Annotated in this window: 23 protein-coding genes and 1 tRNA gene; 16 read left to right on the forward strand and 8 right to left on the reverse strand. The window is 73.2% G+C overall.

The window, feature by feature from the left end:
* Nucleotides 1-15: 15 nt before the first annotated feature.
* The 4 genes from QRN56_RS24370 (at nucleotide 16) to QRN56_RS24385 (ending at nucleotide 5,639) form a co-directional block, all read left to right on the forward strand.
* Nucleotides 16-1,599, forward strand: coding sequence for a DUF7059 domain-containing protein (locus QRN56_RS24370; protein ID WP_285107670.1), 1,584 nt, complete (start codon nucleotides 16-18; stop codon nucleotides 1,597-1,599).
* 137 nt (nucleotides 1,600-1,736) lie between these two features.
* The gene (locus QRN56_RS24375) at nucleotides 1,737-2,678 is read left to right on the forward strand and encodes a LysR family transcriptional regulator (RefSeq protein WP_285107671.1); all 942 of its coding nucleotides are present in this window, start codon (nucleotides 1,737-1,739) and stop codon (nucleotides 2,676-2,678) included.
* Nucleotides 2,679-2,894: 216 nt separating this feature from the next.
* Nucleotides 2,895-4,016, forward strand: coding sequence for a S1 family peptidase (locus QRN56_RS24380; protein ID WP_285107673.1), 1,122 nt, complete (start codon nucleotides 2,895-2,897; stop codon nucleotides 4,014-4,016).
* A 168-nt stretch (nucleotides 4,017-4,184) separates the two neighbouring features.
* On the forward strand, nucleotides 4,185-5,639 hold the full coding sequence (locus QRN56_RS24385) for a S1 family peptidase (RefSeq protein WP_285107675.1): 1,455 nt from the start codon (nucleotides 4,185-4,187) through the stop codon (nucleotides 5,637-5,639).
* A 65-nt stretch (nucleotides 5,640-5,704) separates the two neighbouring features.
* On the opposite strand, the gene QRN56_RS24390 is transcribed toward QRN56_RS24385, so the two are convergent.
* Nucleotides 5,705-6,655: a phosphatase PAP2 family protein gene (locus QRN56_RS24390; protein WP_285107677.1), complete on the reverse strand. Its 951-nt coding sequence runs from the start codon at nucleotides 6,653-6,655 to the stop codon at nucleotides 5,705-5,707.
* Nucleotides 6,656-6,907: 252 nt separating this feature from the next.
* On the opposite strand from QRN56_RS24390, the gene topA reads away from it, so the two are divergent.
* Complete coding sequence (topA, locus tag QRN56_RS24395) at nucleotides 6,908-9,718, forward strand: type I DNA topoisomerase (protein ID WP_285107679.1); 2,811 nt, start codon at nucleotides 6,908-6,910, stop codon at nucleotides 9,716-9,718.
* Nucleotides 9,719-9,731: 13 nt separating this feature from the next.
* Here topA and QRN56_RS24400 read toward each other — a convergent pair whose 3' ends face one another.
* Entirely contained in the window at nucleotides 9,732-10,133 is a 402-nt protein-coding gene (locus QRN56_RS24400) for a pyridoxamine 5'-phosphate oxidase family protein (protein WP_285107681.1), read from the reverse strand.
* A gap of 95 nt (nucleotides 10,134-10,228) precedes the next feature.
* Between QRN56_RS24400 and tmk the strand changes: the two genes are divergently transcribed.
* The 9 genes from tmk (at nucleotide 10,229) to QRN56_RS24445 (ending at nucleotide 20,567) form a co-directional block, all read left to right on the forward strand.
* Entirely contained in the window at nucleotides 10,229-10,933 is a 705-nt protein-coding gene (gene tmk, locus QRN56_RS24405; RefSeq protein WP_285107683.1) for a dTMP kinase, read from the forward strand.
* Nucleotides 10,930-12,066 carry a DNA polymerase III subunit delta' gene (locus QRN56_RS24410; RefSeq protein WP_285107685.1) on the forward strand — a complete coding sequence of 379 codons (1,137 nt, stop codon included), beginning with the start codon at nucleotides 10,930-10,932 and terminating at the stop codon, nucleotides 12,064-12,066. Before tmk ends, QRN56_RS24410 begins: the two co-directional genes overlap by 4 nt.
* Before the next feature lie 144 nt (nucleotides 12,067-12,210).
* Complete coding sequence (locus QRN56_RS24415) at nucleotides 12,211-13,881, forward strand: enoyl-CoA hydratase-related protein (RefSeq protein ID WP_285107687.1); 1,671 nt, start codon at nucleotides 12,211-12,213, stop codon at nucleotides 13,879-13,881.
* A gap of 199 nt (nucleotides 13,882-14,080) precedes the next feature.
* Nucleotides 14,081-14,734 carry a hypothetical protein gene (locus tag QRN56_RS24420; protein ID WP_285107689.1) on the forward strand — a complete coding sequence of 218 codons (654 nt, stop codon included), beginning with the start codon at nucleotides 14,081-14,083 and terminating at the stop codon, nucleotides 14,732-14,734.
* Between the two features lie 63 nt (nucleotides 14,735-14,797).
* Entirely contained in the window at nucleotides 14,798-16,339 is a 1,542-nt protein-coding gene (locus tag QRN56_RS24425; protein ID WP_285107690.1) for an alpha/beta hydrolase, read from the forward strand.
* A gap of 146 nt (nucleotides 16,340-16,485) precedes the next feature.
* Nucleotides 16,486-16,561: transfer RNA gene (locus QRN56_RS24430), tRNA-Thr, on the forward strand.
* Nucleotides 16,562-16,904: 343 nt separating this feature from the next.
* Complete coding sequence (locus QRN56_RS24435; protein WP_285107691.1) at nucleotides 16,905-17,327, forward strand: hypothetical protein; 423 nt, start codon at nucleotides 16,905-16,907, stop codon at nucleotides 17,325-17,327.
* Between the two features lie 553 nt (nucleotides 17,328-17,880).
* Nucleotides 17,881-19,434 carry an MFS transporter gene (locus QRN56_RS24440; protein ID WP_285107692.1) on the forward strand — a complete coding sequence of 518 codons (1,554 nt, stop codon included), beginning with the start codon at nucleotides 17,881-17,883 and terminating at the stop codon, nucleotides 19,432-19,434.
* Nucleotides 19,431-20,567 (forward strand): aminopeptidase P family protein, encoded by a 1,137-nt coding sequence (locus QRN56_RS24445; RefSeq protein WP_285107693.1) that lies wholly within the window; start codon nucleotides 19,431-19,433, stop codon nucleotides 20,565-20,567. The genes QRN56_RS24440 and QRN56_RS24445 overlap by 4 nt, the downstream gene beginning before the upstream one ends.
* A gap of 14 nt (nucleotides 20,568-20,581) precedes the next feature.
* Here QRN56_RS24445 and QRN56_RS24450 read toward each other — a convergent pair whose 3' ends face one another.
* The 3 genes from QRN56_RS24450 to zapE all read right to left on the reverse strand — a co-directional run bounded on the left by QRN56_RS24450 (nucleotide 20,582) and on the right by zapE (nucleotide 22,570).
* Nucleotides 20,582-20,971 carry a DoxX family protein gene (locus QRN56_RS24450; RefSeq protein ID WP_285107695.1) on the reverse strand — a complete coding sequence of 130 codons (390 nt, stop codon included), beginning with the start codon at nucleotides 20,969-20,971 and terminating at the stop codon, nucleotides 20,582-20,584.
* 94 nt (nucleotides 20,972-21,065) lie between these two features.
* Complete coding sequence (locus QRN56_RS24455; protein ID WP_285107696.1) at nucleotides 21,066-21,506, reverse strand: ribosomal maturation YjgA family protein; 441 nt, start codon at nucleotides 21,504-21,506, stop codon at nucleotides 21,066-21,068.
* A complete protein-coding gene (gene zapE, locus QRN56_RS24460) occupies nucleotides 21,503-22,570 on the reverse strand; it encodes a cell division protein ZapE (RefSeq protein ID WP_285107698.1) in 1,068 nt (355 codons plus the stop codon). Before zapE ends, QRN56_RS24455 begins: the two co-directional genes overlap by 4 nt.
* A gap of 23 nt (nucleotides 22,571-22,593) precedes the next feature.
* Between zapE and def the strand changes: the two genes are divergently transcribed.
* A complete protein-coding gene (gene def / locus QRN56_RS24465; RefSeq protein WP_285107699.1) occupies nucleotides 22,594-23,283 on the forward strand; it encodes a peptide deformylase in 690 nt (229 codons plus the stop codon).
* Nucleotides 23,284-23,306: 23 nt separating this feature from the next.
* Here the strand turns inward: def and QRN56_RS24470 are convergent, their stop codons facing one another.
* The 3 genes from QRN56_RS24470 to QRN56_RS24480 form a co-directional block, all read right to left on the reverse strand.
* Nucleotides 23,307-23,912 carry an alpha/beta hydrolase family protein gene (locus tag QRN56_RS24470; RefSeq protein WP_285107700.1) on the reverse strand — a complete coding sequence of 202 codons (606 nt, stop codon included), beginning with the start codon at nucleotides 23,910-23,912 and terminating at the stop codon, nucleotides 23,307-23,309.
* Between the two features lie 116 nt (nucleotides 23,913-24,028).
* Nucleotides 24,029-24,853, reverse strand: a complete 825-nt coding sequence (locus QRN56_RS24475; protein WP_285107701.1) for a hypothetical protein — start codon at nucleotides 24,851-24,853, stop codon at nucleotides 24,029-24,031.
* A gap of 34 nt (nucleotides 24,854-24,887) precedes the next feature.
* Nucleotides 24,888-25,508 carry a hypothetical protein gene (locus QRN56_RS24480; protein WP_285107702.1) on the reverse strand — a complete coding sequence of 207 codons (621 nt, stop codon included), beginning with the start codon at nucleotides 25,506-25,508 and terminating at the stop codon, nucleotides 24,888-24,890.
* A 296-nt stretch (nucleotides 25,509-25,804) separates the two neighbouring features.
* Between QRN56_RS24480 and QRN56_RS24485 the strand changes: the two genes are divergently transcribed.
* Nucleotides 25,805-26,155 (forward strand): Clp protease N-terminal domain-containing protein (locus tag QRN56_RS24485; protein WP_285107703.1); only part of this gene is annotated, 351 nt, incomplete at its 3' end.

Genomic DNA, 26,155 nt, shown 5'->3' on the forward strand with positions numbered 1-26,155 from the left:
CGTCAGGATGGGGCCGTGCAGCCTCCTGTGACCGACCCCGCCCTCGTCGCCTCCCTCCGGGCCGACCTGCTCGCCTCCGCCTACGACGTCGACGGCGTCGAGGACGTCCTCGGGCCGCTCGCCGCGGCCGCGCTGCACCGGGAGCAGGCGCTGCCGGCCCGCCGGGCGGTCGCGGCGGCGACGGCCGGCAAGCCTCCGTCGGACCGCGACCCGCGCGCCACCCTCGCCGCCCTCTTCCTGCTGGGCGCAGCCGTGCCGCGCGCCGCGGTGGACCGCGCGCTGCCCGCGACCGGCGCGGCCGGGGCGGAGCGGCTGGGCCTGGTCACCGCGCAGGGCTCCGGGGACGACGACGAGGTGCGCGCCGTCGTGGACCTGCACCCCTACTCCTCGGTCGACGCCGTCGGCGACGCGCGCTGGTGGCTGGCCTCCGACCTGGGCGAGCTCGCGACCGGCGGCCGCCTGGCGACCGACCACGTGCTCGGCGCGGGCGGCGCGTCCCTGACGCTCGCGCAGGTGACCGTGCGCAACCCGACCGGCCGGGTGCTGGACCTGGGGACCGGCTGCGGCATCCAGGCCCTGCACGCGGCGCGGCACGCCCGGCAGGTGGTGGCGACCGACATCTCGCGGCGCGCGCTGTCGTTCGCGCGCTTCAACGCCACCCTGAACCAGCCGGACGGGGCCGAGCTGGAGCTGCGGCACGGGTCCCTGCTGGAGCCGGTCGCGGGGGAGCGGTTCGACCTCGTGGTCTCCAACCCACCGTTCGTCATCACGCCGCACGCCGGGGCGGCCGGCCGCGCCGTGGCCGACGCGATCGGCGACTACGAGTACCGCGACGGCGGCCGGGCGGGCGACGACCTGGTGCGCGACCTCGTGCTCGGCGTCGGCGACGTGCTCGCCCCGGGCGGCACGGCCCAGCTCCTCGCCAACTGGGAGCACCGCAGGGGCGAGCCCTGGGCCGAGCGGGTGGGCCGCTGGCTCGACGAGGCGGGCCTGGACGGCTGGATCATCCAGCGCGAGGTGCTCGACCCCGCCGAGTACGCCGAGACCTGGATCCGCGACGGCGGGACCACGCCCGACCGCGAGCCGGACGCCTGGGCCGCCGCGTACGGCGCGTGGCTCGACGACTTCGCCTCCCGCGACGTCGAGGCCGTCGGCTTCGGGATCGTGACTCTCCGGCGGCCCGCCTCGGGTGCCGTGACCTTGCGGCGCCTGGAGGAGCACACCGGGTCGGTGCGCCAGCCGCTCGGGGCGCACATCGCCCGCAGCCTCGCCGGGCACGACTGGCTGGCGGCCCGGGACGACGCCGCGCTCGCCGCGGCCCACCTCGTGACGGCCGCGGACGTGACGGAGGAGCGCTACCTGACGCCGGGCGCCGCCGACCCGAACGTCGTCGTGCTGCGGCAGGGGGACGGGCTGGGGCGGGGCGTGCACGCGTCGAGCCCGCTCGCGGCCCTCGTGGGCGCGTGCGACGGCGAGCTGTCGGTCGGGCAGATCGTCGGCGCCCTCGCGTCGCTGTTCGAGGTGCCCGTGGACGCGCTGGCGGCCGAGCTGCTCCCGGCCGTCCGGGGACTGGTCAGGGACGGTTTCCTGGAGGAGTGAGCCCGAGCGCCTCGGCCGGCGCTGCGGGCCGCGCGCCGTTACCGGGACGTAACGGAATTGTCGAAGACCGATAAATCTTGTCGATGCCCGAGACATATCCGGCTATGACAGATATTTTCCACCGTGTGGAACTCGACATGCGGCACTTGAGGATGGTTGTCGCTGTTGCCGAGTCGGGCAGCGTCACGAAGGCGGCCGCTGCCCTCGGCATCGCGCAGCCGGCGTTGACCGCGCAGCTCAACCGCATCGACCGGTCCCTGGGCGGGAACGTCTTCGTCCGCGACCGGTTCGGTGCGCGACCGACAGAGCTCGGTGAGCTGGTGCTCAGGCACGCTCGCGTGCTTCTCCCCGCCATGGCGGCCCTCGCGGACGACGCCGAACGCCTCGTCAACGGCGACGTCGCCCACGGCGAGACCGTGCGGGTCGGCATCACCGGGACCGGGCTGGGCGGGCTGTTCGTCAACCAGCTGCACATCGGGATGCCCGGTGCGCAGGTCACGACGGCGATGCCCCCGCTGCCCGACGACGTCGCGTCCCGGCTCGCCCGCGGCACCATCGACGTCGGGCTGGTCGGGATGTGCTCCGACGTCTCGCCGCCGGCGGCGGTCGAGGTGTCGTGGACGCGGGTGTGCACCGACCCGATGTTCGTGCTGATCGACGAGCACCACCCGTACGCGGGCAAGCCCGAGGTGTCCCTCGCCGAGCTGGCCGAGGAGCAGTGGCTCTGCGTGCCGTCGCACGGCTGCCTCGAGGAGTGCTTCGTGTCGGCGTGCGTGCGCGCGGGGTTCACGCCGCGCGGCATGGGCGAGGCCGAGTGGACCACCGCCGTCGACCAGGTGCGGGCCGGCCGCGCCGTCGCGCTCGTGGAGCCCGGGCAGCCGGACCCGCCGGGGGTGGCGACGGTCCCCCTGTCCGGGGCGCCCCTGCGCCGCACCCACTACCTGGGCTGGCGGCACGACGCCGACCTCCGGGTGGACCTGGAGGCCGTCGAGGGCGCCGCCCACCGGGCCCACCGCGACGCCGTGCGCCGCAGCCCGCAGTACGAGCAGTGGCTGGCGATGTACGGGATGCTCGGCTGATTCGCTACGTGTCAGACGTCAGGTCACAGGAGTGACCTGTACGTCTGACCCGTCATGCCTCGGCTGAACCTCGTACGTGGTTTGCCCTCCATAGGAAATATGTATGACCTGAGTGTGATCTGGGCGTGAAGTCCATCTCCTCCTACGGTGGCAGGGCGGGTGAAAAATCACCCGCGGGTGGAACTTCACCCTCTCCGATCCAAGGAGTCGCTGGAGATGAGTCGCACTTCCCTCCGGGGCGTCGCCGTGGCAACCGCCACCGTGGGCCTCTTTGCCGGCACCATCAGCGCCGTCGCCGCCGCACCGTCCGACGTCGAGGCCGCCACCGCCGGCTACACGCCGGGTCTCGTCTCCGCCATGGAGCGCGACCTGAACCTGAGCACGGCGGACGCCGTGGCCCAGCTCCAGGCGCAGGAGCTCCTGGCCGACACGCAGCAGAGCCTGGAGAAGTCGCTCGGCGCCTCCTACGCCGGGGCCTGGGTCGAGGGTGCGGACACCCTGCACGTCGCCGTGACCGACGCCGCCGAGGCGGCCGACGTCCGCGCGGCCGGGGCCACCCCCGTGACCGTTGACCACTCGCTCACGGTCCTCGACGCCTGGACCGCGGACCTGGACGGCGCGCTGTCCCCGGCCGACGTGACCTCGTACCACGTGGACGTGGAGACCAACGAGATCGTCGTCGACGTGGTCGACGGCGCCCAGGCCGACGTCCGGGCCGCCGTGGCCGAGGCGGGCGTGCCCGCCGGCGTCGTCTCGCTGACGCGGTCCGCGGAGCGTCCCCGCACGTTCGCCGACGTGATCGGCGGCGAGGCGTACTTCATCGACGGCAGCGCGCGCTGCTCGGTCGGCTTCGCCGTCACCGGCGGCTTCGTGTCCGCCGGGCACTGCGGTTCGGTGGGCTCCTCGGCGAGCGAGCCGAGCGGCACCTTCGAGGTCTCGGAGTTCCCGGGCAGCGACTACAGCTATGTCTCGGTGGACTCGGACACCCCGGTCGGCGTGGTCGACGACTGGGCCGGCGGCACCGTGGCCGTCGAGGGTTCGACGCCCGCCGCCGTGGGCGCCAGCGTCTGCCGCTCGGGCTCCACGACCGGCTGGCACTGCGGCACGATCCAGGCGCTCAACGCCACGGTGAACTACGCCGAGGGCAGCGTCTCCGGTCTCATCCAGACCAACGTGTGCGCCGAGCCCGGCGACTCGGGCGGCTCGCTGCTCGCGGGCTCGCAGGCGCAGGGCATGACCTCCGGCGGCTCGGGCAACTGCTCCTCCGGCGGCCAGACCTTCTTCCAGCCGGTGGGCGAGGCGCTGAGCGCGGCAGGGGTGTCGCTCCTGACGAACTGACGTCCTGAGGAACCGCGGGGCGGGTAGGGGAAGTCCCTACCCGCTCTGCGGCATGTCCGCATATTGCTCCGATATGTCCTAACCGGTATCTGGGAGTTGCCTGAAAGCGACCATACGCTGTGCCGCACTGGGTGAATCCATTGCCCCGACGACAAGGAGTCGCTGGACATGAGACGCACATCCTTCAAGGCGATCACCGTGGCCACAGCCGCGGCGACGCTTCTCGCCGGCAGCATCACCGCTGCTACCGCAAGCGCAGCTGCCGGAGCGGACAAGCCCGAGGTGACGAGCTACGCCCCGGGCATGGTCGCGGCCCTGGAGCGCGATCTCGGCCTGACCACCTCCCAGGCCGTGGACCGCCTCAAGACGGACGAGGCTCTGTCCGACAAGCAGCACTCCATCGTCAAGGCCCTCGACAAGGGCTACGCGGGCTCGTGGGTGGACGGCTCCGAGCTGTTCGTCGCGGTCACCGACAAGGCCGGGGCGGCCGAGGTCCGCGCCGCCGGCGCCACGGCGGTCACCGTCGACAAGTCCCTGGCGCAGCTCGACCGGCTCGCCACGAAGGCGTACCGGGCGGCCCCGCGGGCCGACGTCGCCGGCGCCTACGTGGACGTCGAGTCCAACGCCGTGGTCCTCGAGGTGGCCAAGGGGGCGAAGGCCGCCGTGGCCGCCGCCGTCGCGGACGCCGGGGTCGCGGCAGGCTCGGTCTCCCTCGTCGAGGTGGCGGAGATGCCCCGCACCTTCATCAACGTGATCGGCGGCAACGCCTACTACATCGGCGGCTCGCGCTGCTCGGTCGGCTTCTCGGCCACCGGCGGCTTCGTCACCGCGGGTCACTGCGGCGACGTCGGCAACGCCACCACCAGCCCCAGCGGCACCTTCCGTACCTCCTCGTTCCCGGGCAACGACTACGCCTACGTGAACGTCGGCACGGACGACACCCCGGTCGGCGCGGTGAACAACTACAGCGGCGGCACCGTGAACGTCGCCGGTTCGACGGCGGCCGCGGTCGGCGCCACCGTCTGCCGCTCCGGTTCCACCACCGGCTGGCACTGCGGCACCATCCAGGCCCTGAACGCCTCGGTCACCTACGCCGAGGGCACCGTCTCGGGCCTGATCCGGACCAACGTCTGCGCCGAGCCCGGCGACTCCGGCGGCTCGCTGCTGGCCGGCACCCAGGCCCAGGGCATGACCTCCGGTGGTTCCGGCAACTGCTCCTCGGGCGGCACCACCTACTTCCAGCCGGTGAACGAGGCGCTCAGCGCCGCGGGCGTCACGCTGATCACGGGTGGGGGCGGCACGACGCCGCCCACCGGGTGCGCCAGCCAGGAGACGGCGTTCAGCGGCTCGCTGACCAACGGCGCCTACACCTACAAGCCGAGCAGCAGCGGGTTCTCGGCGTCGTCCGGCACCATCACGGGCTGCCTCGACGGCCCCACCGGCGCCGACTTCGACCTGTTCCTGCAGAAGGTGAGCGGCAGCAGCTGGGTCACCGTGGCCCAGGGCATCACGTCGTCGCCCGACGAGAGCGTGAGCTACTCGGGCACGGCCGGCACCTACCGCTGGATCGTGGAGTCGTACTCGGGCTCGGGCTCGTACACGGGCGGCTACTCCACCCCGTGATCTCCGCCTGACAGGTCAGACGCCCAGGCCACTGATGTGGCCCGGGCGTCTGACCCGTTCCGGGCTCAGGGGCGGGCCGTGGACTGGCGGACCAGGAGCATCAGCGCGAACGAACCGAGCGTCACGGCCACCACCCCGAGCGCCCCGCCCATGTAGGCCGTGAGGTCGCCGCCGATCGGCAGCCCCCAGCCGTAGCCGCGCACGCTGCCCAGCGCGCCGAGGCCGAGGGCGCCGCAGACGACGGCGCCGAGCAGGAGCAGCCCGGCCACGCCCGACGACCCGGGCTCCGCGCCGGTGCGCGGCTCGTCCAGGGACGACGGCGAGCTCAGCGCGCACACGCCGGCGCTCCAGGCGAGCACGACGAGGATCGCGGCGACGACGTCGGACGGCCGGTGCCACTGCCCGATCAGCGTGGACACCCCGGTGGCCGCCGTGTAGGCCGCACCGGCCAGCGCGACGAGCGGGCGCCAGCGCCGCGGCACCGCGATGAGCAGCCCGGCGGCGACGGACGCCGCGACGGTCGTGTGCCCGCTGGGAAGGGTGTTGATGTCGGCCCGCGCGATGTCGAGCAGCGCCGGCCGGTCGAGGACCACGTGCTTGAGCAGCTGCGTGGTGAGGTTGGCGCCGGCCACGAGGATCGCGACCTGTGCCGCGAGCCACCAGCGGCCGCGGGCCAGCGCGAGCACCACGGCGACCGCCAGGCCCAGGCCGACGAACGAGTTGGACACCACGCCGAGCACCGGCTCGGCGAGCTCCCAGAGCACGCCCTGCCCCGTGGCCGCGCCCTCGAGCGCGAGCTGGTCGGCGTGCTGGCCGCGGCCCGAGCCGACGAAGGTGTCCCAGGTGGCCCACACGCCCCACAGCGCGAGCACCGCGACCACGGCGGCCGCGACGCGCGGCACCACCCGGGGCCGGAGGCCCGCCGTCCGGCCGGGCATCGGGCTGCCGACGCTGCCGACATCGCCGGCGTGCGGGGGTCGCGGCAGGTCGCGGCGCGGGAGGGTGCGGTCGGTCATGGGCTCCACCGTAGAGGAGCCTCCTGAAGAGACCGTGTCGCTGGTGTGAGGCTCCCCGTGTCCTTGCCGCCACGTGTCCGTGACGCCGGTGTCTTTGACGCCACGAGTGAAAATCACCACGGTCATGTGAAACCGCCGGGCGTGCCGCTGTGAGCCCGGATAGGGTGCGATCCGTCGTGCCTGGCGTACCGTGAACTCTCCAACGCCACCCGGCGCACGTCCCCAGACCCAGCAGGAAGCAGGCAGGACCGGATGTCCCAGGCACGCAAGCTCGTGATCGTCGAGTCGCCCACGAAGGCTCGCAAGATCCAGAGCTATCTCGGTGACGGCTACGAGGTCGAAGCCAGCGTGGGGCACATTCGCGACCTCCCGCAGCCCAAGGACCTGCCCGCGGAGATGAAGAAGGGCCCGTACGGCAAGTTCTCCGTGGACGTCGACAACGGGTTCGACCCGTACTACGTGGTCCACGCGGACAAGAAGAAGAAGGTCTCCGAGCTCAAGAAGGCCCTCAAGGACGCCGACGAGCTCTTCCTCGCGACCGATGAGGACCGCGAGGGCGAGGCCATCGCCTGGCACCTGATCCAGGAGCTCAAGCCCAAGGTCCCGGTCAAGCGCATGGTCTTCCACGAGATCACCCGGGACGCGATCCTCCGCGCCCTGGAGAACACGCGCGAGCTGGACCAGGACCTGGTGGACGCCCAGGAGACGCGGCGCATCCTCGACCGTCTGTACGGCTACGAGGTCTCGCCGGTCCTGTGGCGCAAGGTGCGGCAGGGCCTGTCCGCCGGCCGTGTGCAGTCGGTGGCGACGCGCCTGGTGGTCGAGCGCGAGCGCGAGCGCATGGCGTTCGTGTCCGCGGACTACTGGGACGTCGCGGGCACGTTCGCGGTCCCGGACGGGTCGGACGGCGGTCAGCCCTCCTTCCGCGCCCGGCTCACGCAGCTCGCGGGCCAGAAGGTCGCGTCGGGCCGTGACTTCGACGACCGGGGCCGGCTGAAGGTCCGCACCGGCGTGGTGCAGCTCGACGAGACGGCCGCCCGCGCCGTCGTCGCCGGGCTGGAGGCCGCCGACTTCGCCGTCCGCAGCCTGGAGACCAAGCCGTACACGCGCCGTCCGGCGGCGCCGTTCACCACCTCCACCATGCAGCAGGAGGCGGGCCGCAAGCTGCGGATGTCGTCGCGCCAGGCGATGCGCACCGCGCAGGGCCTGTACGAGAACGGCTACATCACCTACATGCGTACCGACAGCCCCTCCCTCTCGAAGGAGGCGACGGACGCCGCGCGGCGGCAGGCCGCCGAGCTGTACGGCGCCGAGTACGTGCCGGGCGCGCCCCGCCTCTACAACAGCAAGGCGAAGGGTGCCCAGGAGGCGCACGAGGCGATCCGCCCCGCGGGCGACTCCTTCCGTACCCCGGCGCAGGTCGCCGGCGAGCTGAGCGGCGACCAGTTCCGGCTGTACGAGCTGATCTGGAAGCGCACCGTGGCCTCGCAGATGGCCGACGCGAAGGGGTCGACGGCGTCCGTCCGGCTCGGCGCGACCATCACCGGCGGCGCGCAGGACGGCAACGAGGCGGTGTTCTCGGCGTCGGGCACGGTGATCTCGTTCCGTGGCTTCCTCGCCGCGTACGAGGAGGGTGCGGACGCCGAGACCGACGCGCCGGAGGGTGCCGCGGCGGCGAAGGAGACGCGCCTGCCGACGATGGCCGAGGGTGACGCGCTGGTCGGCACCGACCTCGCCGCGGACGGCCACTCCACCACGCCGCCCGCGCGGTACACGGAGGCCTCGCTGGTCAAGGCGCTGGAGGAGCGCGGCATCGGCCGCCCGTCCACGTACGCCGCGACCATCTCGACCATCCAGGACCGCGGCTACGTCATCACGCGCGGCCAGGCCTTGGTACCGACGTGGCTCGCGTTCGCGGTGATCCGCCTGCTGGAGGAGCACTTCGACCGGCTCGTCGACTACGACTTCACCGCCACGATGGAGGAGGACCTCGACCAGATCGCGGCCGGCTCCCGCGAGCGCGTGGCGTGGCTGCGCGAGTTCTACTTCGGTGAGGTGCCCGGCAACCTCGGCACGTCCGACGAGCTCGGCGTGGACAGCGAGGGCGGCGGTCTGCGCGCGCTCGTGGCGAACCTCGGCGAGATCGACGCCGCGGCGATCAACTCCGTGGACATCGGCGAGGGCATCCGGGTGCGCGTGGGCCGCTACGGCCCCTACCTGGAGGACCTCGCGGCCGAGGTCGAGGAGGGCAAGACCCCGCCCCGCGCCTCGGTGCCGGACGACGTCGCGCCCGACGAGCTGACGGTCGCCAAGGCCCGCGAGCTGCTCGCGGCGGGCGCCGACGACGGCCGTGTGCTCGGCACGCACCCCGAGTCGGGCAACCCGATCGTGGCGAAGAACGGCCGGTACGGCCCGTACGTGACGGAGCAGCTGCCCGAGCCCGACCTCGACCCCGACCTGTCGGCCGCGGCGAAGAAGCGGGCGCTGGCCGCCCTGCCCAAGCCGCGTACGGCGTCGCTGCTCAAGACCCAGGCCCTCGACTCGGTGACCCTGGAGGACGCGCTGCAGCTCATGTCGCTGCCGCGGGTCGTGGGCACCGACCCGGAGTCGGGCGACGAGATCACCGCGCAGAACGGCCGCTACGGTCCGTACCTCAAGAAGGGCACCGACTCGCGCACCCTGCCGTCCGAGGAGGCCATGTTCACGGTCACCCTGGACGAGGCGCTGGAGATCTACAAGCAGCCCAAGCGGGGCCGCGGGCGCACCGCGACGCCGCCGCTGCGCGAGCTCGGCGACGACCCGACCAGCGGCAAGCCGATCCAGGTCAAGGACGGCCGGTTCGGCCCGTACGTGACCGACGGCGAGACCAACCGCACCCTGCCGCGCGACGTCACGCCGGAGTCGATCACGGCCGAGCGGGCCATCGAGCTGCTCGCGGAGAAGCGCGCCCAGGGCCCGGCCAAGAAGCGCACCCCCGCCAAGAAGGCGCCGGCCAAGAAGGCGCCCGCGAAGAAGGCACCGGCCAAGAAGGCCCCGGCGAAGAGCACGTCCACCAAGGAGTAGCCGGGCGGGCGGGTCAGCGGCGCAGGCGGCGGCCCGTCACCTGGGCGGGTGTGATGCGCACCCAGGTGTCGCGGGTGTCCTCCAGGTAGCTGACCAGGTTGGTCGACTCGGCCGCCGCGATGTCGGCATCGGTCTCCAGGATCTCCGCGGTGCCCTTCACGACGACGCTGTAGGCGATCTCGGGCCCCCACTGGTCCACCTCGAACGCGACCTTCTCGTTGATCGCCACCTCCGCGACCTTCGTGCCCGGGATGGTGTGGAAGTAGATGGTCCGGTCCGCGACCGCGAAGTTCAGGGGGAAGATCTCCGGCTCGCCGGCGACGGCGGTGCCGAGGCGCCCGATGGGCTGCATCGAGAGGAACTCCCAGCACTCGTCCACGGTCATCGGCGTGATGCTCTGCTCGTTGTCGTCCATGTCCCCATCGTGCGCCGACTGCGCGGGCGTCGCCCGGCAGGGCGGGCCGGACCGGAGCGGGGGTCGATGTCAGCGGGCCCGGTTAGGGTGGCGGCGTGAACGCACCGGGCTACTTCATCTCCTTCGAGGGCGGCGAGGGCGTGGGCAAGTCGACCCAGTCACGCCTCCTCGGCGACTGGCTGGCGGACCTGACGGGCCGTGAGGTCCTGCTCACGTTCGAGCCGGGCGCCACCGCGCTCGGCAAGGAGCTGCGGGCCGCGGTCATGCACGGGCAGGACATGGGCCCGCGGGCCGAGGCGCTGATCTACGCGGCGGACCGCGCCCACCACGTCGAGACCGTGGTGCGGCCCGCGCTGGAGCGCGGCGCCGTGGTGGTCACGGACCGCTACGTCGACTCCTCGATCGCCTACCAGTCGGGCGGGCGCGACCTGCCTCCGGGCGAGGTGGAGCACATCTCCCTGTGGGCCACCAAGGGCCTGCGGACGGACATCACGATCCTGCTCGACCTCGACCCCGAGGCGGCCGCCGCCCGCCGCGCGGCGGCCGAGGGCAAGGGCGAGCTCGACCGGCTGGAGCGTGCCGGGGTCGAGTTCCACACGCGGGTCCGGGACACGTTCCTCCGGCGCGCGGCGGCCGACCCGGAGCGCTGGGTGGTCATCGACGCCGCGGCGCCGGTCGACGACATCCAGGCGCAGATCCGGGTCGACGTCGCGGCCCGCCTGGGCCTGACGCCGGTGGTCACCGAGGCCGCGAGCGTCACCGGGTCCGACCCGGCCGCCGAGGGGGAGGACCGCTCGTGACGGTGTGGGACGACGTCGTCGGGCAGGAGTCCGCCGTCGCCGCGCTGCAGGGCGCCGTGGCCAACCCGGCCGCCATGACGCACGCGTGGCTCGTGACGGGCCCGCCCGGGTCGGGCCGGTCGGTGGCCGCGCGCGCCTTCGCCGCGGCGCTGCAGTGCCCGCAGGGCGGCTGCGGCGTCTGCCGGTCGTGCACCACGACCATGGCGGGCACCCACCCGGACGTGACGCTGCTGGCCACGGAGAAGGTGGTCATCGCGATCGACGAGGTGCGCGACCTGATCATGACGGCGTCGCGCTCGCCCTCGGGCGGCCGGTGGCGCGTGATCGTGATCGAGGACGCGGACCGCATGGCGGAGCGCACCACCAACGTGCTGCTCAAGGCCATCGAGGAACCGCCGCCGCACACGGTGTGGGTGCTGTGCGCGCCCTCCGTCCAGGACGTGCTGCCGACCATCCGGTCGCGCTGCCGGGCCGTGGTGCTCCGCGTGCCGCCGCCGGAGGCCGTCGCCGACCTGCTGGTGCGGCGCGACGGCGCGGACCCCGCGGTCGCCCTGAGCGCGGCCCGCGCCGCGCAGAGCCACGTCGGCCTGGCCAAGCGCCTGGCGCGGGACGCCGGCGCGCGCGAACGGCGCACCGCGGTGCTGAGCATCGCGCGGCGCATCCGCGGCGTCGGCGACGCCGTGCTCGCCGCGGGCGAGCTCGTGGACGTCGCCAAGGCGGAGGCCGTGTCGGCCACCCAGGAGCGCGACGCCGCCGAGAAGGCCGAGCTGCTGCGCGCGCTCGGCGTGGCCGACGGCGAGACGCTGCCGCCGCGCCTGCGCTCGCAGCTCAAGCAGCTCGAGGACGACCAGAAGCGCCGCGCCACGCGGCACCAGCGCGACGTGCTCGACCGGGCGATGGTGGACCTGCTGTCGCTCTACCGGGACGTGCTCGTGGTGCAGCTCGGGGCGGAGGTCGACCTCGTCAACGCCGAGCTCGCCGAGACCGTGCGCGCGCTGGCCGCCGACTCGACCCCCGAGCAGACGGTGCGCCGCATGGACTCGATCGGCGTGGCCCGCACCCGGCTGGACGGCAACGTGGCGCCGCTCCTCGCGCTGGAGGCGATGGCGATAGCCCTGCGCCCCCAGGGCTGAACACCTTTCGCCGCGGCAGCCACGTGTGAAGATTTCGCACGGGTGAATGTGAACCACCGCGGCACATTGTCCCGAATGCCGTCCCTGGTTAGGCTGCGGGGCGCCCCCAGAGCTCTTCCGTGCGATTTAGGAGTCCACCGTCCGATGAGGATCCTCCTGCTGGTTTCTGCCTTCAACGGTCTTACCCAGCGGGTCTGGTGCTCCCTGCGGGAGCAGGGGCACGACGTCGGAGTCGAGCTCGCCCCGACCTTCGAGTCGGGCGCCGCCATGACCCGCGCCGTCGAGCGGGCGGACCCCGACCTGATCCTGTGCCCGTTCCTCAAGCACCGCGTGCCGGACACGATCTACGACCGCTGGCCGACCGTCATCGTGCACCCTGGCCCCGTGGGCGACCGCGGGCCCTCGTCGCTGGACCACGCGATCCGCGACGGCCGCGACCGGTGGGGCGTCACGGCCCTGTCCGCCGTCGAGGAGCTGGACGCCGGCCCGGTGTGGGCCACCGCCGTCTTCGACATGCCGGACCAGCCGATCTCCAAGAGCGCCCTCTACAACAGCCGGGTCGCGGACGCCGCGATGGCCTGCATCGGCGAGGTGGTCCGCAAGGTCGCCGACGGCGAGCGGCCCATCCCGGCCGAGGCCTGCCTGCGGATCGTGCCGGTCAGCGGTGAGCTGCCGCTGCTGCGCCGCGAGGACTTCCGGGTCGACTGGAGCCGCCCCGCCACCGAGCTGGAGCGGCTCGTCGCCGCGGCCGACGGCGCCCCCGGCGCCCCGGCGGGCGTGAACGGCCGGTCGGTCTGCATCTTCGACGCCGTCGCGTCGCCGGAGCACACCGGCGCGCAGCCCGGAACCGTGGTGGGCCGCAACCTCGACGCGGTGGCGATCGCCTGCGGCGTCGGCACGCTCTGGGTCGGCTACGCCGCCGAGCTGAGCGGACGCCGCGGCACCAAGCTGCCGGCCGCCCAGGTCATCGACGCGAGCAACGCACCGTTCCGCCGCGTCCCGGACGCCCTGGCCGAGACGACCTACGTGCGCGACGGCGCCGTCGGCTACCTGACGTTCCGCTCGTACAGCGGCGCGATGTACACCGAGCAGTGCCGCCGCATGACCAGCGCCGTCGAGAAGGCCCTCACCGAGGACACCCGGGTGCTGGTCATCAAGGGCACCGAGCACGCGTTCTCCAACGGCATCCACCTGGGCACCGTCGACGCGTCGCCGGACCCGGCCGCGGAGGCCTGGGAGAACATCTGCGCCATCGACGAGCTGTGCCTCGCCATCGCCACCGCGGAGCAGCTCACGGTCGCCGCGTTCACCGCGAACGCCGGCGCCGGCGGCGTCATGGCCGGGCTGTGCGCGGACGTCACGCTCGCCCGCGAGGGCGTCGTCCTCAACCCGTACTACGACATGGGGATCTACGGCTCCGAGCTGCACTCGTGGAGCATGCCGGCCCGCGTCGGGGACCACCGCGCGTCGCTGCTGCTGTCGCGCAAGCTGCCGATCTCGGTGGCCGAGGCGGCCCGCATCGGGCTGATCAGCGCCGTCGGGCCGCGTGAGTGGGGCGAGTTCACCACCTGGCTGTCCTCGGCGGCGCAGGGGTACGAGGAGCCCGCGACGCTCGGCTGGATGCTCGCCGCGCGCGCGGAGCGCCGCGCGACGGACCGCCCGCTGTCGTACTACCAGACCATCGAGCTGGCCGAGATGGCCCGCGACTTCTTCGACGACCGCAACGCCTTCTCGGTGCACCGCCGGGCGTTCCTGCGCAAGACGGCGGCGGACGCCACCCCCGAGAAGCTGCGCTTCTCCACCGCCCGCGTCTGACGCCGGCGGCGACCCCGCGGTGACCCGCGGCAGGAGGTCAGGTGATTTGCGGCTCGACGTGCCGATCACCTGACCTTTTGCCAATGTTGGCCGGAGTGTCGTGCAAGATCCACGCCGCTCGCCACATGACACGGGTGGAGGCGTCGCAGTCCTGCGGCACACACCTGGTGGTGTCAGAGGCGAGTGGAAGGAACTGGGCATGAAGATCGAGCGGACGAACCGGTCGGGCAAGACGGCACGGACCCTGGCGCGCACGGGTGCGTCGGCCCTGGGCATCGGGGTGGTCGCGGTCCTCGCGCTGACGGGGTGCGCGCAGTCCGACGTCGGCGGCTCCGAGGTGGCCGGGTCCACGACCACCACGTCCCCGTCCCCGGAGGAGAGCGACGTGACCAGCCCCAGCCCGTCGGACGGCGCCGAGGACGGCAAGCTGCCCGAGGCCGCCGAGATGGAGATCGTGGCCGGAGCGAAGGGCCGCGGCCTGCCGCCGGGCCTGGAGGGCAGCACCGAGTCGACGGCGGGCGTCGCGTGGGCGCCCGAGCCCGGTCTGCTCTACGTCGTGACCAACGGGTCCAGCTCCTGCCCCACCTTCGCGGAGCCCGAGGCGACCATCGGCTCGGGCGGCAAGTCGGACGGCGTCGCCGCGGCGGACGGCGTGCTCGCGGTGACGTTCGTGCCTGCCGACAACGGCATCTGCACCATGGACTTCGTGCCCACGACCACGGTGGTCGAGGCTCCCGCGGAGGCGGACACGGGCCGTCCGGTGCCGGTTCAGCTGGGCGACAAGGGCAAGGTGGAGCTCGAGCCCCGCGACGCCGACGGCGAGGCCGGACCCGTCGCGTGGCTCGACTCGTGAGGGTCGCGTGTCGGTTCGCCAGCGGGTAGGAAATCCACCGAGCACAACCGGTAGGTTGTCCGGGTGATTCGCCCCGCCCGCCGTCGTCAGCCTGCGGCCGTTGTCGCCACGCTGCTCACCTCAGTTCTGCTCCTCGCCGCCTGCGGAGCACCCCCGAAGGTGCAGACGGCGCTGGAGGACGTGGGCAAGTCGGACGGCTCGGCGACGGAGGGCGCTCCCGAGGGCTACGAGGACTACTACGGCCAGTCGCTGGAGTGGACCGAGTGCGGCGGGGAGTTCCAGTGCGCCACGGCGTCGGCCCCGCTCTCGTGGCACGACCCGGGCGAGGGGAGCATCGAGATCGCGCTCAAGCGGCTCCCCGCCTCCGGGCAGAAGATCGGGTCCCTGCTGGTCAACCCGGGCGGGCCGGGCGGGTCGGGCGTGGACTTCGTGAGCGACCCGGCGCGGTTCGGGCAGTCGCTGCGCTCGTCGTTCGACATCGTCGGGTTCGACCCGCGCGGGGTGGGGCAGTCGACGCCGGTCACGTGCCTCGACGACGCGGGCAAGGACGAGTTCCTCAGCACGGACTACCCCTACACGCCCGAGGGCCTGGCCGACCGCCAGGACGCGGTGCGCGCCTGGGGCGAGGCCTGTGCCGAGAACACGGGGCCGCTGCTGGGGAACGTGGACACGCAGTCCGCCGCGCGTGACATGGACATGCTCCGCGGCGCGCTCGGCGACGACGAGCTCAACTACCTCGGCTACTCCTACGGCACCCAGCTCGGGGCCACCTACGCAGGCCTGTTCCCGGACCGGGCCGGCCGCCTGGTGCTCGACGGCGCGCTCGACACCACGCTCAGCTCCGACGAGGTCGCGCTGCAGCAGGCCGAGGGCTTCGAGAGCGCGCTGCGCGCCTACGTCACCGACTGCCAGGCGGGCAGCGACTGCCCGCTCGGCGACGACGTGACCACCGGCCTGCAGCAGATCCAGGCCATGGTGGAGGACGCCGAGCCCAACCCCATCCCGACGTCGTCGGGCCGCGACGTGACCAAGAAGCTCGCGTTCTACGGCGTGGCCGTGACGATGTACGACGAGGCCTCCTGGTCGTTCCTCACGCAGGCGCTGCAGCAGGTGTTCTGGGAGGGCAAGGGCGACGACCTGCTCTACCTCGCGGACGTCTACAACGACCGCAACGACGACGGCACCTTCAAGTCCAACAGCGAGGAGGCGTTCCGCGCGATCAACTGCGCCGACGCCCGCGCCGAGGAGGACATGACGAAGATGCGCGACCTCGCCGAGGACATCCGGAAGGCCGCCCCCACGCTCGGCGAGTCGTTCGGCTACTCCGGCATCGAGTGCACGGACTGGCCGTACCCGGCGGCCGAGCAGGAGTTCGACCCCGCCGCGAAGGGCGCGCCGCCGATCCTGGTCGTCGGCACCACGAACGACCCGGCCACGCCGTACCGCTGGGCCGAGTCGCTCGCCGACACGCTCGACTCGGGCGTGCTGGTCACGTACGAGGGCGAGGGGCACACGGCGTACGGCCGGTCCAACACCTGCGTCAGCAACGCCGTCGAGGCCTACCTCGTCGAGGGCAAGGTGCCCGAGGACGGCCTCACCTGCTGACCGTTCGCCGGCTCGTCCCGGGCCGGCGAGCGGCCTGGTTCGGCGGGTCGACGACGTCACACGGTTTCGCTTTGGAACCTGGGACGTGCATTGGGTACAGTTAGGCCCGCTCACCCATCCGGCTCCGGCCGGCGTGCGGTGCGTACGCCGCCTTAGCTCAGTCGGCAGAGCGTCTCACTCGTAATGAGAAGGTCGTGGGTTCGATTCCCACAGGCGGCTCCACCAAGAAAACCCCGTCCGACCAGGCCATATGTGCCTCGGTTGGCCGGGGTTTCTTGCGTCTCAGGCCCCGTTGCGGGCATCTCGCGCACCCCCCGCGCTCCCCGGGTCGTTGTTGAGCCTGTTCAGCCCTGCCTTGTCGGCGTCGGTTCCAAGGCGCCGCTGCGCGGCGCTGGGCCGTCCGGCCGGCGGGGGCCCGCGATGGGGCCCCGCGCTCCGGGCCGCAAGCGGCCCTCGCGCACCCCACCGCACCCCGACGGCCTACCGGCCCGGTCCGCTAGCCTCCCGCTATGGCAAAAGCGGCAGACCGTGAGCGCGAGCCAGTGACCGGCAGCGGGTGGCCTCGATGACGTTCCGCTACCCCACCGAGAGCCCAGCGGAAAGTGCGGCCTACTGGAGACGCCTGCGACCCCAGGGCACGTTCGTGGTCGGCGTCGCGGTCCTCCTGTTCTACGCGATCGTGGGCGCGCCCTGGTGGTGGGTTGCGATCGTCACCGCAATCTCAGTTGTCTCGGGCATCCCCGCGTTCAGCGCCTGGATCACCGACCGACGCTGGGCACGCCGTCTAGCTGCCATCGGGGACAACCTGCGACCCCGCATGATCACGCTGGGCCTCGTGTTCGGAGCCACGATCCTGCTGCAAGGAATCGTCGGCATGACACTCGGCACCTGGCCTGCGACAGCCCTCGCACCTGTGGCCTTCGCCATCGAATTCCTCATCGCACGGGAACGCCTCCGCGCACGCGCAGCGAACAAGGGCAAGCGGTAGGCCACGAGCCTCCGGCGGGCACCCGGGAGTCAAGAGGATCGGGGGAGCCGCGGTGCCCCTGTTCCTCCGTCATCCATTGGCTTGACCGGGACCCTGACACCGAACCCGCCGCCAGTGCAACAGGTCCCGCCACCACCCAGCACCACCGCACCGAAGTCCGATGAGCGGGACCTGTTGCACTACCGGCAGAACCGACGTCCGAGACGTGCCCCGCGCCAACGGATGACGGAGGAACAGGGACCCCGAAGCAGGAGCATGTTGGGTCACAGACCCGCGATGACAGCTCCGATTCCACGCACCCCCCGCGCACCCCCACCGAGCGAACGCCTGGTTCGAGCGCACCACATGCACGCGGAACGAGGCGAAGAATCTGGCCCGCAGGGCTCCGGGACGTTCTCGTAATGAGAAGGTCGTGGGTTCGATTCCCACAGGCGGCTCAGACAGGCCAGGTCAGAAGCTAGTTTCTGACCTGGCCTTCCTGCGTCATTCACCCAGTTCGGGTGACGACCACCTGCCCGCCGGCCCCTACCGTCGCGCTCATGAGGGGCCTCGGATGAGCGCGGCGGGCACGGCGGCGGCCACGTCGGTCGGCGCCCGTGGGGTGCTCGCGGCGACCTGCATCTCCACCCTGGTCGTCAACGCCAACACCTCCGCCGTCAGCATCCTGCTGCCGGCGATCAGCGAGGACACCGGGATGTCGGTCGACACCCTCCAGTGGGCCGTCACCGGCTACTCGCTCGTCGGTGCCGCGGTGATCATCACGTCCGGCTCCCTGGGCGACGTCTTCGGGCGCAAGCGGGTCTTCCAGCTCGGCCTGGCGCTGTTCGTCGTCTCCTGCGTGCTGATCGCGCTGGCCTCGTCGGGCGGCATGGTGATCGCGGGCCGGGTCATCCAGGGTGCCGCCGGCGCGACCATCCTGGCCTGCGGGCTGAGCCTCCTGTCGGTGGCCACCAAGGGGGACGAGAACCTCCGTGCCGTCTCGCTGTGGGGCGCCGCGGCGGCGGTCGGCGCGGCCGCGGGGCCGCTGGTCGGCGGCGTGCTCGTCGACGTCACGGGCTGGCAGGGACTGTTCTGGATCGACGCCGGCGTCGCCGTGCTGTGCATGGCGCTCACCTTCTTCACCGTCTCGGAGTCCAGCGATCCCGACGCGCCGCGGTCGGTCGACTACCTCGGCACCGTCCTGATCGCGGCCACGCTGGTGCCGTTGATCCTCGGGGTGAGCAAGAGCGGCGACTGGGGATGGATCTCGGTGCCCACGCTCACCTGCTTCGCGATCACCCTGGTCGCGGGCTACGGATTCGTGCAGACCGAGCGGCGCGTCCGGGCCCCGCTCCTGGACCTGGCCCTGCTGCGCAACCGGACGCTGGTCGGCGCGACCATCGCCATCCTGATCGGCGCGGGCACGATCAACGGTCTGATGTACCTGCTCAGCCTCTACTTCCAGGACCCGTCGACCCTCGACCTCTCGCCGCTGGAGGCGGGCCTCGCCACGCTGCCCGCGACGGTGGGCCTCGTGGTCATCGCCCCGCTGGTGCCCCGGCTCGCCGCGCGGTTCGGTGCCCGGCAGGCCATCGGTGCCGGGTTCGCGATCACGACCGCCGGCTTCGTGCTGATCGGCCTCGCCGACGCCTCCTGGCAGTACGCGGCGTTCCTGCTGCCGCTGATTGCCATCGCCGTCGGCATGGGGCTGTCGAACGGGCCCTCGTCGTCGGCGGCCACGGCCGCCGTGCCGCCCGAGCAGGTGGGGGAGGCCTCGGGCTTCTCCAACATGGCGAGGTACGTCGGGGCCGCCGTCGCGACCGCCCTGGCGGCCACGATCTACGCCACCGTCACCGCCAACCAGGTGGCGGACGGCGCCGCGGACGCGGAGGCCCTCTCGTCCGGCCTCGCCGCGGCGTCCTGGGTGATGGCGGTGTTCAGCGCGCTCGGGCTGCTGCTCGCTATCGTCGTCATCGTGCGGCACCCGGCCGGCCGGGGCACCTTGTCCGACTCGGCCGCGGCGGCCGCCGCGCACCTGCACACGCTGCCCACGACCGCGGCCGCCGTAGCCCCGGCCGCGGGCGAGGACACCGCGTCCGTCGACCACCCCTCGGGAGAGACGCCATGAGCAACGAAGCACCGCTGACCGCCGTCCCGTTCACCACCCGGGACTACGCCGCCCGGATGGCGCGGGTGGTCGACGACGCCCGGGCCGCCGGGCTCGACGGCGTGCTGGTGGCGCCCGGTCCCGACCTGGTCTGGCTCACGGGGTACCAGCCCACGGCGATCACCGAACGGCTCACGATGCTGCTGCTCACCCCGGACCACGAGCCCACGCTCCTGGTCCCGACCCTCGAGCGGCCGGACGCCGAACGTGCCGAGGGCGCCCCGGCGACCACGCTCGTGGGCTGGCTGGACGGCGCCGACCCGTACGACGTGGTGCGTGACCTGCTGCGCCCGGACGGGACGTACGGCGTCTCGGACAACACGTGGGCGATGCACCTGCTGGGGCTGCAGACCGCGCTGCCCGCGTCGGGCTACCGGTCGCTGACCCAGCGGCTCCCGATGCTGCGCGCCGTCAAGGACGAGAACGAGTTGGCACGCCTGGCCGCCGCGGGCGCGGCCGCCGACGCGACCTACGAGGAGATCCTGCGGGTGCGCTTCGGCGGCCGCCAGGAGACCGAGGTCGCCGCCGACCTCGCGGACCTGCTGCGCGCCCACGGCCACGAGCAGGTCGACTTCACCGTGGTGGGTTCCGGACCCAACGGGGCCAACCCCCACCACGAGGCGGGGGTGCGCAAGATCCAGGACGGCGACTGCGTGGTGCTCGACTTCGGCGGCCTGATGTTCGGCTACGGCTCCGACACCAGCCGCACCGTGTGCGTCGGCGAACCGACCGCGGAGATCCGCGAGGTGCACGAGATCGTGCGGCAGGCCCAGCAGGCCGGCGTCGACGCGGTCCGGCCGGGGGTGGCCTGCCAGGAGGTCGACCGGGCGGCGCGGCGGCTGATCACCGAGGCCGGGTACGGCGAGCGGTTCATCCACCGCACCGGCCACGGCATCGGCGTCACCACCCACGAGCCGCCGTACATGATCGAGGGCGAGGAGCTGCCCATGGTGCCCGGCATGTGCTTCTCGGTCGAGCCCGGCATCTACCTGCCCGGCCGCTTCGGCGTGCGGATCGAGGACATCGTCACGGTCACCCCGGACGGCGGGCGCCGCCTGAACACCAGCGACCACGCGCTGCGCAGCGTGGAGTGAGCCGGCAGGAAGGGTCAGGCGACGAACGCCTCGGGCCCGAGCCTGCCCCACAGCACGAAGGCGATCAGTGCCAGGTAGGTCAGGTCCACCGCCATGAGCTTCCACTCACGGCGTGAGACCCGGGTGATCGCGGCGCCCACCATGATCATCGCCAGGCCCAGCGCCGCCAGGGGCACCAGCTCGGGCGCGACACCGACCAGCGCGGGCAGCACCAGGCCGAGACCGCCCAGCACCTCGAGCGCGCCGATGGCCTTGACGGCGCCGGGGCTGAAGTCGTCGGTCCACCCGGCGGAGTGCCCGCCCGCGGCGCGGATCCGTTCCTTGCTCAGGATCACCTTGCCCCCGCCGCCGGCCACGTAGGCGACGGCGAGCAGTCCGGCCACTGTCCACAGGGCGATGTTCATCGGGTTCCTCCCGTACCGACGGTCGCTGTCCCCCCGCCGACGAGACGGTCCCCCCGTCCGTGACAGGCGACCCTCAGCCGCGCACCGTGCGGGCCTACCGCCGGATGAACCGCCCGGCCAGGTGGTGCAGCGCCCAGCCCACGGCCGTTCCCACCACGTAGAACGGCAGGTCCGGTGCGTTGAAGGTGGTGCCGAGCACCAGGCGGGCGAGCGTGCTGTGCGCCCCCAGCTCGGCGGGGATCCCGGTGAGCTGGAAGAGCTCGACCGCGACGCTCACCCCGCACGCCACCGCGGCGGCCACCCACCCGCGGGTGCGCGGCGCGACCACCAGCACGAGCCAGAAGATCAGCAGCGCGTAGAGCGCGTCGCCCGCGCACTTCGCCAGGTCGCCGCCCAGCACCGAGCGCACGGACAGACCCGCGGCCACGGTCACCACGGCCGCGGCGGCAGGCGCGGCCCGACGGCGGAGCGCGGCCAGGACGGTCCGGTCGCCGCCCCGAGGTGCGGCCTCGTACCCGCGACGTGCCCGCCTCATCCGACACCCCCGCGTGCGAGCCGCGCGGCCTGCCCGAGCTGCCGCAGCCGGCTCGTCGCACGGGCCAGGTCGGGCGGCGCGGGGCGCCCGGCGGGCACCACGAGCACCTCGTCCAGCGGCCCCGGTGCGGTCAGCACCAGTGGCAGGTCCCGGTCGTAGAGCACGTCCACGAGGTTCACGAACCGCTGCTGCGTGCTGATCCGGCAGTCCGCGAACGGCACGACGTCGGACACCACCCAGCGGTCGAACCGCTCCGCCAGCGACAGCAGGTCCAGCGCGGACACGGGCGCCGCGCAGAGGCCGGCGAAGTCGAACCACACCAGCCCGTCCGACGCCCGCAGGGCGCGCACGCTCCGCCCGCCGGCCAGGGGGACGTCCGCCACCTCGTCCGCCGTCGGCCGGACCAGCCCGGCCTCGGCGAGCCGGCCCGCCGGACCCGGCGTCAGCGCGGACCCGGCCCGCCAGCCGTGCGAGCCCGGCCGGGCGCCCGGCGCGCGGAGCTCGCGGTAGTCCACCGGGCCGGCCACCCGCAGCACGTCCAGCGACGACTCCACGAGCGCGACGAGGGGCTCCGCGAGCTCGTGGAACAGCGGGTCGGGCAGCAGCCCCTGGGGCGGGTAGTTCGACGTCGCGACGAGCGTGACCCCGCGGCCGAGGAGGGTGCGCAGGGCGCGGGAGAGCAGCATGGTGTCCCCGGCGTCGTGCAGGTGGAGCTCGTCGAAGCAGAGCACGCGGGAGTCGCCGAGGAGGGCGTCCAGGGCGCGCTCCATCGCGTCGGGCGTGCCTGTGCGTGCCCAGACCTCGGCGTGCAGCGCCCGGTAGAACTCGTGGAAGTGGAACCGCGGACCGCCGGCGCGGGCGTGGAACCGGTCCAGGAGCCAGGTCTTGCCGCGGCCCACCGGACCCCAGAGATAGGCGCCGGGAACCACGTCGCGGCGAGCGTGCCCCGGCCCGGCGTCCAGGGTGTGCAGCAGGCCCTCGAGGTGCTCCGCGGCGGCCAGCTGCGCGGCGTCGAGCACGTACCCCGCGGCGCCTGCGGCGTCGCGGATCGGCGTGGACGGCATGCGTCGAAGGTACCCTCTCTGCCATGGCATGGACCCGCCCCCGACGACGTAAGCCCGTCACGTACCTGCTCGGCGAGCCGGTCGAGGAGTACCCCGCGACAGCCCCCGAGGTGGACCGCGGCCGGGTGCTGCGCATCACCGAGATCGGCGAGCCGGTGCTGCACAAGCCCGCGCGGACCGTCGAGGAGTTCTCCACCCCGGAGCTCGCCCGGCTGGTCGACGACCTGTTCGCCACGATGGAGTCGGCGCAGGGTGTGGGTCTCGCGGCGCCCCAGGTGGGTGTGGACCTCCGGGTCTTCGTGTACGACCTCACCGACGCCTCCGGGGACCGGCACGTGGGCCACGTGGTGAACCCGGTCCTGGAGATGGACCTGGAGGCCGAGCCCGAGACCGAGGAGGAGGGCTGCCTCTCCGTGCCCGGCGCGTACGAGCCGCTGGAGCGTCCCGGCGCGGCCACGGTGCGGGGCGTGGACCAGCACGGCGGTCCGGTGCAGCTCTCGGGCACCGGCTACCTGGCGCGCTGCTTCATCCACGAGTCCCAGCACCTCGACGGCACCCTGTACTGGGACCACCTCAGCGCCGAGCTGCAGGCGGACGCGCTGGAGCAGCGCGACGAGGAGCGGGCGCACATCGTGGCCGAGCGCCGCGAGATCGCGATCGAGCTCGACAAGACCCCGCCGGAGTACCCGGAGAAGCCGGCCGGCGGCCGCTGACCGCCTCGGTACGTGTCAGACCCTCAGGTCCCCCGGGTGACCTGAGGGTCTGACACGTTCCGCACCCAGGCCGCCACGGCGTCGGCCACGGCCTGCTCGCGTGCGACGCCGCGCATGTCGTGCGCCCCGGACAGGGTCACGGTGGTGACCGGCCCGGGGATCGCGGCGACGTGCTCCGCGAGCTCCTCGGGCGTGCCGAACGGGTCCTTGTCCCCGGACACGAAGAGCGTGGGCACCTCGATCCGCCCGAAGTGCTCGACCCGGAGCTTCTCCGGCCGGCCGGGCGGGTGCAGCGGGTAGCTGAGCAGCACCAGGCCTGCGGCGGGCAGCCCCTCGGCGACCGCCATGGAGCACATCCGGCCGCCGTACGACCGCCCGCCCAGGAGCAGCCGGTCCGTGCCCACGCCGAGCTCGTCCGCCCAGGTGGTTGCCACGGTCCGCAGGTGCTCGACGGCGACCGGCGCCCGGTCCGGCATCCGGCGTCCCTCCAGGCGGTACGGGAAGTCGGCGCGGCGCACGGGCAGCGCCGGCTCGGCGTCGGCCAGGGTGCGCTCGACCGTGACGAGCGCCGGGCTGTCGCGGTTCGCGCCCGCGCCGGGGGTCAGCAGGAGTCCTGCGGGAGTGGTCACCGCCTCAGTCTGCCCCGGGCGGCGCGGTCCGGCCGGGGCGGGCGGCGGGAGCGGGGCCGGGGCCGTGGCCGTGGCCGTGGCCGTGGCGGGAAGCGGGAGCGGGGCCGGGCGGCGCGTCAGGTGAGACGGCGCCAGAGCATCAGCAGGCCGCCCACGGCCAGCAGCGTCCCGCCGCCGAGCACCGCGACCCAGCCGAGCGGCGAGATGACCTCCTTCTCGTCCGCCGCGCGGGTCTGCGCGTGAACCGCCGCCGGCTGGCCGAGGTCGTGCAGCAGGGTCGGGGCCGACGTCGCGGACGGCGAGGGGCTCGGTGTGGTCGAGGCCGTCGGCGACGGGCTGGGCGTGGCCGAGACGGTCGGGCTGGGGGTCGGCGTGGGCGTCGGGGTCGACGACGGCGCCGCGGGCTCGGCAGCGACCGGCGGGGCCGTGGCGGTCGGCGTCGGCGTGGCCTCGGTCGTCTCCTCGGCCGTGGGGGTCGGGGTCGACGTCGGCGTGGAGGTGGGGGCCGGGGCCTGCTCGGCGGCGGTGCACACGCTGCTGTCGGCCGACTCGTGCCAGCTGCTCGCGTCCTCGACCTCGACCCACACCACGCAGTAGCCGTCCGGGTAGGCCTGGCGGGCCTCCCGGAACGACGTCCAGCCGTGGTTCTGCTCGGTCCGGGTGAGGTCGCGCGAGTACGACCGCGCGCTCTTCGACGTCGGCGACCGGACCACGTACGTGACCTCGTCGCTCTCGCGGCCGCGTTCGAACGCGACGCCGTCAGCGCTCACCCAGATGTCGTCGCCGCTGCGCTCGGCGGCCGCGGCCCGCTGCCCGACGACGGCGGTGCCCGCCAGGGCGAGCACGAACAGGAGGAGCAGGGTCAGGGCGAGCCGGCGACGTGCCGTGGCGTGACGTGCCGTCGGCCGCAGCGCTGCGGCGGAGGCGATGGTGCGGATCACGGCGGCGATCCTACCGTCGCGGCCGCGCGGCCGTTCAGAACCGTGGCCCTTCCTCGCCGTGGAGCAGGTTGCGGATCGGCCGCGTGATGACGTCGATCCGGTCCACCAGGTCGGCGGGTCCCGTGACCACCACCGCCCGGTCCGCCGCGGGGGAGTAGACGGCGGTCACGTTGCGCACGGTGACCCGCATGCAGCGCTTCGCCGTGCCGTCCACGTGGAACTGGCGGGTCTCGCACGGGACGTCGTCCACCTCGGCGACGATCGCGCGCATCGCGCTGCGGTAGTCCTGGTACGACTCGGCGAGGTCGGCCACGTCGGCCACCTCGGGCGAGGCGCCCGGGTCGACGTCGGCGTGCAGCGGGGCGACGAGCGCGCCGCTGCAGGCGGCCCGCACGATGTCCTCGATCTGCGCCGGGGTGGCCGGGACGCGGAGGGTCTCGACCTCCACCGTCTCGCCGGCGAACGTGCGGTAGGAGCGCAGGAAGCGTTCCTCCGTGGGGTCCGTGCTGTCGGACACCCCGGTGACTTCCTCCTCGACGAGGTCGAGGCCCCAGGTCAGCGGATCGTCGACCTCGCCGACGACACCGGAGAAGCGCGCGAAGCGCGCGACGATCTGTTCCCAGGACTCGGGGGTCGGGCTCGGTTCGTCCGCCATGTGGCCTCCCGGCGCGGGTGCGGGTCTGACAACGAGACTGCCGGGTGCGCGGGGAGGCGTCAACGACCTTCGCCGGAATCAGCCGGGATTCCGCCCGGACTCGCCGTCGAATCCGCTTGTCCGGGCGTGTCGCCGCGCGGCGGCGCGGACTTTGCCGTTCGCGGGTGGTACATCGTCACGCCCCTGGCGAACATGGGCATCAACCGGTAGGTGGGCGCGTTGGGAGCGCATAGAGTCATTGCGGTCAGGCCTGGTACCGCCGGTGCAGGTGTACGCCGCTCGTGAGGGAGCAGCACATGTTCGAGAGATTTACGGATCGCGCCCGTCGGGTCGTCGTCCTCGCCCAGGAAGAGGCGCGGATGCTGAACCACAACTACATCGGCACGGAGCACATCCTGCTCGGCCTCATCCACGAGGGTGAGGGCGTTGCCGCCAAGGCGCTGGAGTCGCTCGGGATCTCGCTCGACGGCGTCCGCACCCAGGTCACCGAGATCATCGGTGAGGGGCAGCAGGCGCCGAGCGGGCACATCCCGTTCACCCCGCGTGCCAAGAAGGTCCTTGAGCTGTCGTTGCGCGAGGCGCTGCAGCTCGGCCACAACTACATCGGCACGGAGCACATCCTGCTCGGCCTCATCCGCGAGGGTGAG

The organism is Promicromonospora sp. MEB111 (genome assembly GCF_030209445.1).
Taxonomy (GTDB): Bacteria; Actinomycetota; Actinomycetes; order Actinomycetales; family Cellulomonadaceae; genus Promicromonospora.

What these genes read in the sequence shown, in the direction of transcription:
- QRN56_RS24375 (WP_285107671.1), top strand. Translation starts at nt 1,737, where the DNA reads ATGCGGCACTTGAGGATGGTTGTCGCTGTTGCCGAGTCGGGCAGCGTC.
- QRN56_RS24380 (WP_285107673.1), top strand. Translation starts at nt 2,895, where the DNA reads ATGAGTCGCACTTCCCTCCGGGGCGTCGCCGTGGCAACCGCCACCGTG.
- QRN56_RS24385 (WP_285107675.1), top strand. Translation starts at nt 4,185, where the DNA reads ATGAGACGCACATCCTTCAAGGCGATCACCGTGGCCACAGCCGCGGCG.
- QRN56_RS24390 (WP_285107677.1), bottom strand. Translation starts at nt 6,655, where the DNA reads ATGACCGACCGCACCCTCCCGCGCCGCGACCTGCCGCGACCCCCGCAC.
- topA (WP_285107679.1), top strand. Translation starts at nt 6,908, where the DNA reads ATGTCCCAGGCACGCAAGCTCGTGATCGTCGAGTCGCCCACGAAGGCT.
- QRN56_RS24400 (WP_285107681.1), bottom strand. Translation starts at nt 10,133, where the DNA reads ATGGACGACAACGAGCAGAGCATCACGCCGATGACCGTGGACGAGTGC.
- QRN56_RS24415 (WP_285107687.1), top strand. Translation starts at nt 12,211, where the DNA reads ATGAGGATCCTCCTGCTGGTTTCTGCCTTCAACGGTCTTACCCAGCGG.
- QRN56_RS24420 (WP_285107689.1), top strand. Translation starts at nt 14,081, where the DNA reads ATGAAGATCGAGCGGACGAACCGGTCGGGCAAGACGGCACGGACCCTG.
- QRN56_RS24435 (WP_285107691.1), top strand. Translation starts at nt 16,905, where the DNA reads ATGACGTTCCGCTACCCCACCGAGAGCCCAGCGGAAAGTGCGGCCTAC.
- QRN56_RS24440 (WP_285107692.1), top strand. Translation starts at nt 17,881, where the DNA reads ATGAGCGCGGCGGGCACGGCGGCGGCCACGTCGGTCGGCGCCCGTGGG.
- QRN56_RS24445 (WP_285107693.1), top strand. Translation starts at nt 19,431, where the DNA reads ATGAGCAACGAAGCACCGCTGACCGCCGTCCCGTTCACCACCCGGGAC.
- QRN56_RS24450 (WP_285107695.1), bottom strand. Translation starts at nt 20,971, where the DNA reads ATGAACATCGCCCTGTGGACAGTGGCCGGACTGCTCGCCGTCGCCTAC.
- QRN56_RS24455 (WP_285107696.1), bottom strand. Translation starts at nt 21,506, where the DNA reads ATGAGGCGGGCACGTCGCGGGTACGAGGCCGCACCTCGGGGCGGCGAC.
- zapE (WP_285107698.1), bottom strand. Translation starts at nt 22,570, where the DNA reads ATGCCGTCCACGCCGATCCGCGACGCCGCAGGCGCCGCGGGGTACGTG.
- def (WP_285107699.1), top strand. Translation starts at nt 22,594, where the DNA reads ATGGCATGGACCCGCCCCCGACGACGTAAGCCCGTCACGTACCTGCTC.
- QRN56_RS24480 (WP_285107702.1), bottom strand. Translation starts at nt 25,508, where the DNA reads ATGGCGGACGAACCGAGCCCGACCCCCGAGTCCTGGGAACAGATCGTC.